Source organism: Streptomyces luteolus, assembly GCF_029968015.1.
GTDB lineage: Bacteria > Actinomycetota > Actinomycetes > Streptomycetales > Streptomycetaceae > Streptomyces > Streptomyces luteolus.
On record NZ_JASCIS010000005.1, the window covers coordinates 60,597 to 72,927 of the forward strand.

The 12,331-nt window shown below is 70.8% G+C and carries 12 protein-coding genes and 2 pseudogenes; 12 read left to right on the forward strand and 2 right to left on the reverse strand.

What is annotated here, in order from left to right; translation table 11 throughout:
- Window positions 1-122: 122 nt before the first annotated feature.
- The 12 genes and pseudogenes from QIT00_RS06270 (at window position 123) to QIT00_RS06325 (ending at window position 10,156) form a co-directional block, all read left to right on the forward strand.
- A complete protein-coding gene (locus QIT00_RS06270; protein ID WP_282534092.1) occupies window positions 123-1,052 on the forward strand; it encodes an amidohydrolase family protein in 930 nt (309 codons plus the stop codon).
- Window positions 1,052-2,086, forward strand: coding sequence for an NADP-dependent oxidoreductase (locus QIT00_RS06275; protein ID WP_282534093.1), 1,035 nt, complete (start codon window positions 1,052-1,054; stop codon window positions 2,084-2,086). The genes QIT00_RS06270 and QIT00_RS06275 overlap by 1 nt, the downstream gene beginning before the upstream one ends.
- A gap of 160 nt (window positions 2,087-2,246) precedes the next feature.
- Window positions 2,247-2,480 (forward strand): annotated as a pseudogene (locus QIT00_RS06280) (acetyl-CoA C-acyltransferase); the annotation flags it as partial.
- A 42-nt stretch (window positions 2,481-2,522) separates the two neighbouring features.
- The gene (locus QIT00_RS06285) at window positions 2,523-3,281 is read left to right on the forward strand and encodes an SDR family oxidoreductase (protein WP_282534094.1); all 759 of its coding nucleotides are present in this window, start codon (window positions 2,523-2,525) and stop codon (window positions 3,279-3,281) included.
- The gene (locus tag QIT00_RS06290; protein ID WP_282534095.1) at window positions 3,281-3,967 is read left to right on the forward strand and encodes an HAD family hydrolase; all 687 of its coding nucleotides are present in this window, start codon (window positions 3,281-3,283) and stop codon (window positions 3,965-3,967) included. Before QIT00_RS06285 ends, QIT00_RS06290 begins: the two co-directional genes overlap by 1 nt.
- Window positions 3,964-4,137 (forward strand): annotated as a pseudogene (locus QIT00_RS06295) (SDR family NAD(P)-dependent oxidoreductase); the annotation flags it as partial. The gene QIT00_RS06290 and the pseudogene QIT00_RS06295, both read left to right, overlap by 4 nt.
- Before the next feature lie 11 nt (window positions 4,138-4,148).
- Window positions 4,149-5,183 (forward strand): phosphotransferase family protein, encoded by a 1,035-nt coding sequence (locus QIT00_RS06300; protein ID WP_282534096.1) that lies wholly within the window; start codon window positions 4,149-4,151, stop codon window positions 5,181-5,183.
- Window position 5,184: 1 nt separating this feature from the next.
- Entirely contained in the window at window positions 5,185-6,441 is a 1,257-nt protein-coding gene (locus QIT00_RS06305) for an acyl-CoA dehydrogenase family protein (protein WP_282534097.1), read from the forward strand.
- Complete coding sequence (locus QIT00_RS06310) at window positions 6,438-7,616, forward strand: acyl-CoA dehydrogenase family protein (protein WP_282534098.1); 1,179 nt, start codon at window positions 6,438-6,440, stop codon at window positions 7,614-7,616. Before QIT00_RS06305 ends, QIT00_RS06310 begins: the two co-directional genes overlap by 4 nt.
- Window positions 7,613-8,773, forward strand: a complete 1,161-nt coding sequence (locus QIT00_RS06315; protein WP_282534099.1) for an acyl-CoA dehydrogenase family protein — start codon at window positions 7,613-7,615, stop codon at window positions 8,771-8,773. The genes QIT00_RS06310 and QIT00_RS06315 overlap by 4 nt, the downstream gene beginning before the upstream one ends.
- Before the next feature lie 122 nt (window positions 8,774-8,895).
- Window positions 8,896-9,873 (forward strand): YeiH family protein, encoded by a 978-nt coding sequence (locus tag QIT00_RS06320; protein ID WP_282534100.1) that lies wholly within the window; start codon window positions 8,896-8,898, stop codon window positions 9,871-9,873.
- 37 nt (window positions 9,874-9,910) lie between these two features.
- Window positions 9,911-10,156, forward strand: a complete 246-nt coding sequence (locus tag QIT00_RS06325; protein WP_282534101.1) for a hypothetical protein — start codon at window positions 9,911-9,913, stop codon at window positions 10,154-10,156.
- Here the strand turns inward: QIT00_RS06325 and QIT00_RS06330 are convergent.
- Both QIT00_RS06330 and QIT00_RS06335 read right to left on the reverse strand, forming a co-directional pair.
- Window positions 10,153-11,169 carry a LysR family transcriptional regulator gene (locus QIT00_RS06330; RefSeq protein WP_282534102.1) on the reverse strand — a complete coding sequence of 339 codons (1,017 nt, stop codon included), beginning with the start codon at window positions 11,167-11,169 and terminating at the stop codon, window positions 10,153-10,155. The genes QIT00_RS06325 and QIT00_RS06330 overlap by 4 nt on opposite strands.
- 188 nt (window positions 11,170-11,357) lie before the next feature.
- Window positions 11,358-12,320: an electron transfer flavoprotein subunit alpha/FixB family protein gene (locus QIT00_RS06335; protein ID WP_282534103.1), complete on the reverse strand. Its 963-nt coding sequence runs from the start codon at window positions 12,318-12,320 to the stop codon at window positions 11,358-11,360.
- Between the last annotated feature and the right edge of the window lie 11 nt (window positions 12,321-12,331).

Genomic DNA, 12,331 nt, shown 5'->3' on the forward strand with positions numbered 1-12,331 from the left:
CCTTCCTTCAGATTACTGTCGACAATAACACCGCCGAGGATTACTCTGCCAGAGCGACAGCGCGACAGCGGTGACCGAAGAAAACGGGCACCTCCGCCTGACCGAGAGAAGGGCAGCACGTCATGACCCGCACCCCCGCCGAGCGACTCGACGGCCTCCGCGGCCGCATCATCGACTTCCGTCTCCGCCCGCCGACCGGCCCCTACCGCCTCTTCTTCACCCCGACCGTCGTCGGCGCCGTGAACCGCGTCATGGGTGACCCGGTGCCGCGGTCGTACACCATCAGCACGGATCCGTTCCCGAACGCCGAGGAGCGCGCCCTCGAAGCGATGATCGGGGAGATGGACTCAGCCGGAGTCCGGCTCGGCATCATGAACGGCCGGCACTCGGTGAACCGCCCGGTCCCGGTGCACATCGAGGACCCCGACCTCGCCGAGCTGAGCGAGCGCAGCGACGGCCGCGTCCTCGGGCTCGCGGGCATCGACTTCGACAAGCCGATGGACGACATCATCGCCGGCCTCGACACCGCGGTGAAGGAACTGGATCTCGTCGGCGTCTGCCTCGAACCCGGCCTCGCCCGCACGCCGATGTACGCGGACGACGAGCAACTCTTCCCGCTGTACGAGAAGATCGCCGAGCTGGGCGTCCCCCTGCTGTTCATGACCGGACCGCTCGCCGGCCCGGACATCAGCCACACCGACCCGGTCCGTTTCGACCGGGTGGCCCGCCGCCACCCCGGGATGCCGGTCATCCTCGGGCACGGCTGCTACCCGTACGTCAACGAGGCCGTAGCCCTCGCCTTCAAGAGCGAGGTCACCGGGGTCCACAACATGTTCGTCTCCCCCGACGTCTACATGTTCGCCCCCGGCGGGCAGGCCTACGCCGAGGGCGTCAACTGGCTGCCGAACCGCTTCGTCTACGCCTCGGCCTACTCCTTCTGCGGCATCGAGGAGGGCGTCCGGAAGACCTGCGAGCTCGACCTCGACGACGCGGCGCTGCATGCCTACATGTACGGCAACGCCGAGGGGCTGCTCCGGAAGGTGGGCAAGTGATGGGCGAGACGTCCTTGCGCGTCGCGATGCGTGACCATCCCCAAGGAATGGTCAGCGAGGGCGACTTCCTCGTCGAGCAGACACCGCGCCCCGCTCCCGGCCCCGGCCAGGCGCTCGTCCGCGTCCGCCACCTCTCCCTCGACCCGTACATGCGGCCGATGATGAACCCGGTCCGGTCCTACGTCGAGCCGCTCAAGCCCGGCCAGACGATGCCCGGCGCCACGGTCGGCGAGGTCGTCGAGAGCAACGAAGAGGCGCTGCCCGTAGGCGCTCATGTGGCGTGCATGCTCGGGTGGCAGGAGTACGGCCTGGTCACGAAGGACGCCGCCCGGATCGTCGACCTCGACCCGGGGGACATCTCGCTGGCCCTGCACGTCCTGGGCATGACCGGGGCCACGGCGCACTACGGCCTGTTGCACCTGGGTGATCCCAAGCCCGGTGAGACCGTCGTCGTCACGGCGGCGTCGGGCGCGGTCGGCAGCGTCGTCGGCCAGCTCGCCAAGATCAAGGGGTGCCGGGTCCTCGGCATCGCCGGCGGCCCCGAGAAGTGCCGGTACGTCACGGAGGAACTCGGCTTCGACGAGTGCCTCGACCATCGCGCCGACGACTTCGAGCAGCGGCTCGCCGAGCTCACCCCCGACTGGGTCGACATCCTCTTCGAGAACGTCGGCGGCCCCGTCCTCGACGCGCTTCTGCCGCGCATGAACGACCACGGCCGAGTCGTCCTGTGCGGCAACATCAGCGACTACAACCGCGACGAGCCGTACGGCCTCAAGGGCATCAGCCACCTGCTGCTCCACCGGGTCAACGTCTACTCGTTCGTCATCGCCGACCACCGTGACTACTGGCCGGGGGCCATCGGCGAGTTGGCCGGCTGGGTCAAGGAGGGGCGCATCCGGTTCCGTGAGGATGTCGCCAAGGGCGGTCTGAAGGGCGCGCCGTCGGCGTTCATCAGCATGCTGACCGGTCGCAACTTCGGCAAGCAGCTCGTCGAGGTGGCTCCGGCGAACGTCGCCTCTCCGGCCGGGAACTGACCGAGCGCCGGTTCGGGGCAGTGGAGAACGGCACCCGGGGAGCGTCCACTTGACGCTCTCCGGGTGCCGGGCAGCGGCCTGTTCCCCTCGTGGCCGCGTGTTTTTTGGCAACTCAGTGTCGACAGACCGGTGACCCCCGTCGACACGATGCGGGCCAGCGGAGGCCTTCGCGGCCCAGGTCATCGCGTCCGCGCGCGAGCTGGGCATCGACGAGGAGCGGCTCAACGTCAAGGGCGGGGCCATCGCACTCGGCCACCCGTTCGGGATGACCGGTGCGCGCATCACCACCACGCTCCTCAACGCGCTGCGCACCGAGGACAAGGAACTCGGCCTCGTGACCATGTGCGTCGGTGGCGTCCAGGGGATGGCCATGGTCGTCGAGCGCCTCGCCTGAGCGCCGTTCCGGGAAACCCAGACCCCTCGTAGAGGAGAAGTCATGAAGCCATTCGACGGCAAGGTGGCCCTGGTCAGCGGCGCCAGCCGCGGCATCGGCCACGCCATCGCGGAGCGGCTCGTCGCCGGCGGCGCGCGGGTCGTCATCACGGCGCGCAAGGAAGCCGCCCTCAAGGAGGCCGCCGCCGCGCTCGGCACTCCGGACCGAGTCCGGTACGTCGCCGGGAGCGCCGAGCAGCCGGAGAGCCGGCAGGCGGCCGTCGCCGCGGCCGTCGAGGGCTTCGGCGCCATCGACCTGCTCGTCAACAACACCGGCATCAACCCGGTCTACGGCCCGCTGTTGGACCTCGATCCGGCGGCGGCCCGCAAGATCTTCGAGGTCAACTGCCTTGCCGCGCTGAACTGGATCCGGCTGGCCCGCGAGGCCGGCATGGGCGAGCGCGGCCCCGGTGCCGTGGTCAACGTGTCCTCCATCGCCGGGCTCCGGCCGTCCACCGGAATCGGCTTCTACGGGGCCACCAAGGCGATGCTCTCCTTCCTCACGTCCCAGCTGTCGGTCGAACTCGCGCCCCGCATCCGCGTGAACGCCGTCGCCCCGGCCGTCGTCAAGACCCGGTTCGCCACCGCGCTCTACGAGGGCCGCGAGGAGGCCGTACTGAAGGGCTATCCGATGGGGCGTCTCGGTGAGCCCGAGGACATCGCCGGCGCGGTGGCCTTCCTCCTCTCCGACGACGCCGCGTGGACGACCGGGCAGACCCTCGTCGTCGACGGCGGGCACCTCTTCGTCGGCGAGGGGGAGTGATGGCCGCCGCCCCGGTCGAGGCCGTCGCGTTCGACTACGGCGGAGTGCTCACCACGTCCATGGCCGACTCGCTCGCGCGGTGGCGTACCGCGTCCTGCATCGATGCGCGGAGCTTCACCGACTGCCTGCGCGCCTGGCTCGGCCGGGAGGCCGAACAGAACTCTCCGATCCACGAGTTGGAGACCGGACGGCTCGATGCGGCGGGGTTCGAGCAGGCGCTCGCGGCCCGGCTCCGCCGCACCGACGGAAGCCGCCCCGAGCCCGCGGGGCTGCTCGCCGGCATGTTCGCCGGGCTGCGCCCCGACGAGGCGATGTGGGACCTGGCCGACGAGTTGCGGGCGCGCGGCACCAGGGTCGCCGTCCTCTCCAACAGCTGGGCGAACACCTACCCGGACCGGCTCCACGACGGCCGCTTCGAGCCCGTGGTCATCTCCGGTGAGGTGGGGCTGCGCAAGCCCGACCCGGACATCTACCGGCTGTTGTGCGCGCGCCTCGGCCTGCCGCCGCAGCGGGTCGCGTTCGTCGACGACGCCCGTCCCAACGTCGAGGGCGCCCGGCGGGCCGGCCTCCACGCCATCCACCACCGTGCCGCGGGCGCCACCCGCGACGCGCTGCTGTCCCTCCTCGCATCCGGCGCGACCGTCGGATCGCCCCCGTCCTACCCGAGCAAGGAGATCCGAGCATGACGTCCCCACGCATCGCCATCGTCACCGGTGCCGCCCGGGGCATCGGCGCCGCCGTCGCGGAGCGGCTGGCCGCGGACGGCCTCGCCGTGGCCGTCGCCGACCTGGACGAGCGGGCCTGTGCCGAGGTTGCCGCCCGCATCGACTCCGCCGGCGGCCGTGCCCTCGCCCTCCTGGTGCCGTGATGGCCGACGACCGCGACCAGAACCTGCCCGGCCTCGACCTCGACGTCGTAGCCGCATTCCTCCGGGCCAACGTCGACCCGCACATCGGCGCGTGCACCGGCCACGTCGTCGTCGGCGGGAAGTCGAACATGACCTACCTCGTCGGGGACGGCCGCCGCCAGTGGATCGTCCGACGGCCACCGCTCGGCCACGTCCTGGAGACCGCCCACGACATGGGGCGCGAGGCCCGGGTCATGAGTGCCCTTGCCCCGACGGCCGTCCCCGTGCCGCAGGTCCTCGCCGTGTGCACCGACTCGGGCCCGATCGGCGCCCCCTTCTACGTCATGGAGTACGTGCCCGGGACCGCCTTCCGGGACGAGAGCGAACTGCGCGAGCTGGGCGCGGCCCGCACCCGGAAGATCGCCGACGAGATGATCGACGTCCTCGCCGATCTCCACGCGGTCGACCCGTCGGCCGTGGGACTCGGCGAACTCGGCCGCCCCGAAGGCTTCCTGGGCCGGCAGGTGTCCCGGTGGACCCGGCAGCTCGAAGCCTCCCGCTCACGCGAACTGGCCGGGGCGGACGAGTTGCGCGCGGCTCTCGCGGACCGGGTGCCCACCGAGTCGGCGGCCCGGATCGTGCACGGCGACTACCGCCTTGACAACCTCCTCGTCGACGCATCCGGGGTACGAGCCGTCATCGACTGGGAGATGGCCACGATCGGTGACCCCCTCACCGACCTGGCGCTGCTCGTCGTGTACGGACGTGTCGCCGAGATCCCCGGCGGCGAGGTCATCACGACGATCTCCCGCGCCCCCGGCCACCCGTCCGCGGCGCAGCTCGTGGAGAGGTACGCCGCGCGCACCGGGCCGCTGCCCCCTGCGGGGCTCGGCTTCTACCTGGGTCTCGCGGCGTTCAAGCTCGCCGTGATCCTCGAAGGCATTCATCTGCGGCACTCCCAGGGGCACACCGTGGGCGCCGGCTTCGACACGGTCGGCGCACTCGTGGAGCCCCTCTTCGGCGAAGGCATCGCCCTCCTCAAGGAATGGAGCTGACATGGACTTCGCGTACGACGACAGGACCCGGGAGCTCATGGCACGGCTCACCGACTTCCTGGACGAGCACGTCTACCCGGCCGAACCGGCCCTGGAAGAGCAGATCGAGAACGCCGACGAGCCGTGGGCGTGGACCCGGCTCCCCGTCGTCAAGGAACTGCAGGCCGAGGCCCGCCGACGCGGGTTGTGGAACCTCTTCCTCCCCGGAGAACACGGGGCCGGCCTCACCAACCTCCAGTACGCCCCACTCGCCGAACTCACCGGCCGGGCCTGGAGACTCGGGCCGGCGTCGCTCAACTGCGCCGCACCGGACACCGGGAACATGGAAGTCCTCGCGATGTTCGCGACGCCCGAGCAGAAGAAGCGCTGGCTCGCACCCCTGCTTGACGGGAGCATCCGTTCCGCCTTCGCGATGACGGAGCCGGCGGTCGCCTCGTCGGACGCGACCACCATCGAGACCCGGATCGAGGCCGACGGCGACGCGTACGTCATCACCGGGCGCAAGTGGTGGATCACCGGCGCGATGAACCCGGACGCCGAACTGCTCATCGTCATGGGCAAGACCGACCCCACGGCGGAGCGGCACCGGCAGCAGTCGATGGTCATCGTGCCCCGGAGCGCACCGGGCGTGCGGGTCCTGCGCGGGATGAGTGTCTTCGGCTACGACGACCGCGATCACGGTGGACACGCGGAGATCGTCTTCGACGGCGCCAGGGTGCCGCGCGCGAACCTCATCCTCGGTGAGGGCGACGGCTTCGCCATCGCCCAGGCGCGGCTCGGCCCCGGCCGGATCCACCACTGCATGCGGTCCATCGGCGTCGCGGAGCGCGCCCTCGACCTCATGTGTGCGCGCGCCGGTGAGCGGGTGGCCTTCGGCCGGCGCCTCGACGAACAGGGCGTCGTCCGGGAGTGGATCGCGGAGTCGCGGATCCGTATCGAGCAGCTGCGCCTGCTGGTCCTGCGGACCGCGTGGACCATGGACCGCCTCGGCAACAAGGCCGCGCACGCCGACATCCAGGCGATCAAGGCGGCGACCCCGACCACGGTCGAATGGATCCTCGACAAGGCCATCCAGGTGCACGGTGCGGCCGGGCTCTCCCAGGACACCGTGCTCGCCGGCGCCTTCGCGAGCATCCGCACCCTGCGGCTCGCCGACGGGCCGGACGAGGTGCACCGCAACGCCCTCGCCCGCACCGAGGTGCGCACAGCCGCCGAGCGCCGCGCCAAGGGTGGCGGCCCCCTGGAGTTGAGGTCATGACCGTGGACAAGCTGTGTGCTCGCGTCGCCGAACTGCTGCGTACGTACCCGCCCGCCACCACCGACGCGTCGGTCTTCCACCGAGCGCAGTTCGACGCCGGGCTCGCGTGGGTCCACTTCCCGGAAGGGCTCGGGGGGTTGGGACTCGCACGCGACCTTCAGGACGTCGTCGACACCGAACTCCGTGCGGTCGGCGCTCCGGTCAACCCGGCCGGCCACGTCGGCATCGGCGTGGGAATGGCGGCGCCCACCATCCTCGCGTTCGGAACCCCGGAGCAGCGCTCCCGCTACCTGCGGCCGCTCTGGCTCGGGGAGGAGGTGTGGTGCCAGCTGTTCTCCGAGCCGGGCGCCGGGTCGGACCTCGCAGCGGTCGCTACGCGCGCGGTGCGCGAAGGCGGCCACTGGGTCGTCAACGGGCAGAAGGTGTGGACCTCCAGCGCCCACGTCGCCCGCTTCGCCATCCTCCTCGCGCGCACCGACCCGGAGGTGCCGAAGCATCGCGGACTGTCGTACTTCATCCTCGACATGTCCGCCCCGGGAGTCGAGGTCCGGCCGTTGCGCCAGATCACCGGGGAGGCCGAGTTCAACGAGGTGTTCCTCACCGATGTCCGTATGCCCGACACGGCACGGCTCGGTGCGGTCGGTGACGGCTGGAAGGTCGCCAACGCCACGCTGAGCAGCGAACGGGTCGCCATCGGCGGGGACCAGGCCCGTCGCGAGTCGGGAATGATCTCCAAGGTCGCGGAGCTGTGGCGCGAGCACCCCGAGGTCCGGGGCGCCGCCGTGCACGACCGCGTCATGGAGCGCTGGGTCGCCGCCGAGGTGTTCCGGCTCACGGGCGCCCGGCTGCGTCAGCGGCTCGCGACCGGTGCGCCCGGATTCGAGGGCGCCGCCATGAAGGTGATGTTCGCCGACCTCGCCCAGAGCATCAGTCTGCTCGAACTCGAACTCGACCCCGACGCGGCACTTCTGTACGACGACTGGGCCCTGGTGCGGCCGGCGTCCGTCGACTTCCTGAGCCGGGGGCCGGGTTACCGCTACCTGCGCGCGAAGGGCAACTCGATCGAGGGCGGAACGTCCGAGGTCCTTCGCACCATCGTCGCCGAACGTGTGCTCGGCCTCCCGGGCGAGGCCCGGGTGGACAAGGACGTCCCTTGGAAGAAGGTCCCCCGATGAAGATCCCCGTTGGCTCCGGCCCGGTCCGGCTCTCGCTCGTCGAGTCCGAGGACGAGGAGTCGGTCCGGACCGTCGTTCGCACCCTCCTCGCCGACCGGTGCGCGTCCGACGATGTCGCCGCCGCCTCCGACGGCCGGCACGGGCTGAGTGCGCCGCTGTGGCGGAGCCTCGCCGTCGATCTGGGACTCGCCGGGCTGCTCGTGCCGGAGGAGGCAGGGGGTGCCGGGGCCGGTGCGCGCGAGGCGGGAACCGTCCTTGAGGAGCTGGGCTCGGCCGTTGCTCCGGTCCCCTTCCTCACCAGTGCCGTCATCGCCACGTCCGCCCTCGTGCACCTGATGTCCGCGGAGTCCGCGGACCAGCACGCGGTACGCGACACCCTGGCGGCCGCGGCGTCCGGGGGGTCGGTCCTCACGCTCCTCCTCCCCTGGTCCACGGACCCCTCCGGCCCGGTGTTCACCGTCCGGGAGGAGCCGGACGGCCTGCGCGGTGAAGCGACGCCGGTAGCCGGTGCGGATGCCGGCACCTTCCTGGTGCCGGCACTCGGCGCGGACGGTGCGGGGCTCTGGCTCGTCGACCGCGCCGCGGTCCAGGTCACTCCCGCAGTAGCCCTCGACATGACCCGTCCACTGGCCACGGTCCGACTCGACGGCGCCCCCGCCCGCCTGGTGGTGCGTGGGCCGGCCGCGGAGGAAGCCGTACGAACCGGGCTGCTCACGGGCGCCGGGGTGCTCGCATCGGAGCAGGTCGGTCTCGCGCAGTGGTGCCTCGCCGAGACGGTGTCCTATCTGACGGTGCGCCGCCAGTTCGGGCGGGTCGTCGGTGGCTTCCAGGCGATCAAGCATCGTCTGGCGGACCTGCACATCGCCGTCGAAGGCGCCCGCGCCGCGGCCCGGTATGCCGCGGCCACGCTCGCCGACGAGCCCGACGACGCGCCGGTGGCGGTGGCGGTGGCCGCGTCCGTGTGCGGGGAGGTCGCGGTCCGTGCCGCCGAGGAGTGCGTCCAGCTCCACGGTGGGATCGGGATGACGTGGGAGCACCCCGCACACCTGCGGCTGAAACGCGCCGTCGCGGACCAGGTCGCGCTCGGCACCCCCGTCCGGCATCGGGCCCGCCTCGGCGGCCTCGTCGGCATCGTCCCGGACGGAGAGTGTCGCTGATGGCCACGGACGTTCCCGATGGATCCTTCGCCAAGGGACGATGTCCCAGGCCTGCGGCGCCACCGCCTCAGGCAGCAGACGGTGCTGCGGGTCCGGCACACTCGCGTCTGCTCCGCGGACCGTTGACCCACCTCCCCGGTATCGCCCTGGCCGGCACCGGTCTCGCCGTGGCCGCGCTCTTGCACCGCGCCGTCCCGGCGGTGGGCGAGGTGACCTTCTGCGTCGTCCTCGGTGCGTTGTTCGCCAACCTCCACCTGATACCCAAGGCGTGCGCGCCGGGGCTGAAGCTCGCCGCCAAGCAACTGCTCCGGGCGGGAGTGGCACTCCTCGGGCTGGCGGTCTCCGCCGGATCGATCGTCGCCCTCGGCCTCCCGACCACAGCCATGGTCATCGCGACCCTCGTGGTCACCTTCCTCCTGACCAGTGCCGTGGGGCGGTTGTGGGGACTCAGCGGCCCGCGCAGACTCCTGCTCGCGACCGGGTTCGCGATCTGCGGTGCCTCGGCCATCGCCGCGATGAAGTCGACGGCGGACGCCGACGAGGAGGACGTCGCCGTCACCGTCGCCCTGGTGACCCTGTGCGGGACCGCGGCCATGCTCGGCCTCCCCCTGCTCCAGGGCCCGCTCGGGCTCACCGACCACCAGATGGGGATCTGGGTCGGGGCGAGCATCCATGACGTCGGTCAGGTCGTCGGAGCGGCGAGTGCGGCCGGTGCCGCCGCGTTGACCGTGGCCGTCGTCGTCAAGCTGACCAGGGTCGTCATGCTCGCCCCGATGGTCGCCGCGGCGGGGTTCCGCCGCAGGCGGGCGCTCCGCCGGTCGAGCGCGTCCCGGAGCCACCCTCCGATGATCCCGCTCTTCGTCGTCGCCTTCGTCGGCTGTGTCGTCGTGCGGACGACAGGCGTTCTCCCGCAGGGCGCCCTCGATGTGGCCGGCCGGGTGCAGAGCGCCGCCCTCGGCATGGCGCTCTTCGGGATGGGAGCCGGCGTGCACTTTCCCACGCTCTTGCGCCGGGGCCGTGCGGAGGCCGGACTGGCCGTTCTCGCCACCGTGTTCATCATGGCGTTCGCCTACGCCGGAACGCTGCTCGTCACCAACTGACCGACCGCCCCAAGGAGGTCGGCCATGACCGGCCGCCATGGGCGCGGCAAGCAGTCTGGGGGCGGTGGTGAACGCGTTCGACGCCCGGCAGGAGGGTGCGGATCCGGTCGAGTCGATGGGTGGCGCGTTCCTCCGCCCCGACCTCGAAGGTCTGGACATCGGCCCGTCCGCCGACGGCTACGTCCCGGACATGGGCGAGGAGTTCAACCGGCGGACGGCGGACATGTACCGCGAGGTCGTGCCGTCGGTCGACATCATCGTGACGACAGCGACAGGTGGCTAGCCACGCCGAACTCCCCCAGGGGAAATATCGAGGTTGGCCCGGCGGACTTTCTGATCGGTCTCGTTCGCCGTTTGCACAGCGGCATCGACAAGCGAGTCGCCTTCGGCCATGCGCCTGTCGATGGCTCGAACCCAGTCGTTCAGCGACTGCTTCGAAAAGCCGAGGAACTGCGATGTCGCGGCGGTCAGTTTGGCACGCCGGTGGATCGCCACGATCCCCATGGAAAGGCCCGGGGTGAGTTCTCTCAGCACACCGCCCCGGTGGCGAGCGTCCAAAGCCACCCGAAGAGGAATGATGGCAACGGCGCCGCCGGCCAGAACCATCGGCAATACGGCGCCTCGTTGCCGGACTTCCACGACGATGCGTGGTTCGACACCGTGGGTCCGCAGCATTTTCTCGATGTAGTCCCTTGTCGCGGTGCCACGCTCACCCAGCACCAGAGGGACACCGGACAACGTGTCGATGGGCACACGGGCCGGCCATCGGTCCTCGGTGCCTGGAGGGCTGACGAGTACGAGCCGCTGGTCCACCAGCTCATCCACCGCCACCTCGGCGCCGGATACGGGCGCGGAGAGGAAGCCCAGTTCGCAGACGCCCGACTTGACGAGTGCGATGACGTCGGCCGGATCATCGCGTTCCTCGATCCGGAACTTGATGTCTGGATGCACCGCTCGAAATCTGGCGACCCAGACAGAGACCGGGTCCGTCGAAAGGTCCGACAGGGAAGCGATGTCAATGCGTCCGGTCCGCACCTCGACAACGTCCCGGACCGCATTCTGCGCGGAATCGACCTCGCGGAGAATCATGCGGGCGGGGCCGACGAACGCCTCGCCGGCGGGCGCCAGTACAAGCCCTCGTCCGACCCGGAAGAACAGCTCCACGCCAAGGTCTTTTTCGAGTTTTCGAACCGCCTGCGACAAGGAAGGCTGCGCCACTCGCAAAGCCGCCGCAGCCTTGTTCACCCCGCCATGGTCGACAACTGCGAGAAAGTACTCCATCTGACGCAAATCCATGCGGGAAGCGTAATGTTCCGTCACTGGCATGTCGACGCGCTCATGGTGGCGCTCATGGTGGTCCACCTTCCGCCGGTCGCGCACTTCCGTCGGTCGCGACGCACTTCCGTCGGTCGCGCACAGCGCGCCCGCAGCGGGCCCGCGCTCACGGGCCCGCCACCTTCACCCCCTCACCGAAACGGCGCGGGTCACCCCTTGCGGGCGCTGATCTCCTCCGTCAACTGCGGGACAACCTCGAACAGGTCACCGACCACGCCGTAGTCGACCAGGTCGAAGATCGGGGCCTCGGCGTCCTTGTTGACCGCCACGATCGTCTTCGACGTCTGCATACCGGCCCGGTGCTGGATCGCACCCGAGATACCGACGGCGACATACAGCTGCGGAGACACGCTCTTACCGGTCTGCCCGACCTGGTTGGCGTGCGGGTACCAGCCCGCGTCCACCGCCGCACGGGAGGCACCCACCGCTGCTCCCACCGAGTCGGCGAGGGACTCGATGAGGTGGAAGTTCTCCCGACCGTTGAGGCCACGGCCACCGGAGACCACGATCGCGGCCTCGGTCAGCTCCGGACGCCCCGTCGACTCACGCGGAGTACGGGAGACGACCTCGGTACCCTTCGACGCGTCGGCGACGGTGACGGCCAGTTGCTCCACCGCACCCGCCGCCGGGGCGACCTCCGGGGCGGCCGAGTTCGGCTTCACCGTGATCACCGGAGTGCCCCTGGACACAAGGGACTTGGTGGTGAACGCCGCGGCGAACACCGACTGCGTCGCCACCGACCCCTCCTCCCCCGCTTCCAGGTCGACGGCGTCGGTGATGAGACCCGAACCTGTCCGCACCGCCAGCCGCGCGGCGATCTCCTTGCCCTCCGCCGACGACGGCACCAGGACCGCGGCCGGGGAGACCGCCTCGTACGCGGCCTGCAGCGCGTCGACCTTCGGAGCCACCAAGTACGCGTCGAACGCCGGCACTTCGGCCGCCAGCACCTTCGTAGCGCCGTACTCGGCGAGCGTCGGGGCGGCGGTGTCGGCACCGGCGCCGAGGAAGACCGCCACCGGCTCGCCGATCCGGCGGGCCAGCGCCAGGAGTTCCAGGGTCGGCTTGCGGACGGCGCCGTCCACGTGATCGACGTAGACGAGAACTTCAGCCATGGGAAGGCCCC

What these genes read in the sequence shown, in the direction of transcription:
- QIT00_RS06270 (WP_282534092.1), top strand. Translation starts at nt 123, where the DNA reads ATGACCCGCACCCCCGCCGAGCGACTCGACGGCCTCCGCGGCCGCATC.
- QIT00_RS06275 (WP_282534093.1), top strand. Translation starts at nt 1,052, where the DNA reads ATGGGCGAGACGTCCTTGCGCGTCGCGATGCGTGACCATCCCCAAGGA.
- QIT00_RS06285 (WP_282534094.1), top strand. Translation starts at nt 2,523, where the DNA reads ATGAAGCCATTCGACGGCAAGGTGGCCCTGGTCAGCGGCGCCAGCCGC.
- QIT00_RS06290 (WP_282534095.1), top strand. Translation starts at nt 3,281, where the DNA reads ATGGCCGCCGCCCCGGTCGAGGCCGTCGCGTTCGACTACGGCGGAGTG.
- QIT00_RS06300 (WP_282534096.1), top strand. Translation starts at nt 4,149, where the DNA reads ATGGCCGACGACCGCGACCAGAACCTGCCCGGCCTCGACCTCGACGTC.
- QIT00_RS06305 (WP_282534097.1), top strand. Translation starts at nt 5,185, where the DNA reads ATGGACTTCGCGTACGACGACAGGACCCGGGAGCTCATGGCACGGCTC.
- QIT00_RS06310 (WP_282534098.1), top strand. Translation starts at nt 6,438, where the DNA reads ATGACCGTGGACAAGCTGTGTGCTCGCGTCGCCGAACTGCTGCGTACG.
- QIT00_RS06315 (WP_282534099.1), top strand. Translation starts at nt 7,613, where the DNA reads ATGAAGATCCCCGTTGGCTCCGGCCCGGTCCGGCTCTCGCTCGTCGAG.
- QIT00_RS06325 (WP_282534101.1), top strand. Translation starts at nt 9,911, where the DNA reads ATGGGCGCGGCAAGCAGTCTGGGGGCGGTGGTGAACGCGTTCGACGCC.
- QIT00_RS06330 (WP_282534102.1), bottom strand. Translation starts at nt 11,169, where the DNA reads ATGGATTTGCGTCAGATGGAGTACTTTCTCGCAGTTGTCGACCATGGC.
- QIT00_RS06335 (WP_282534103.1), bottom strand. Translation starts at nt 12,320, where the DNA reads ATGGCTGAAGTTCTCGTCTACGTCGATCACGTGGACGGCGCCGTCCGC.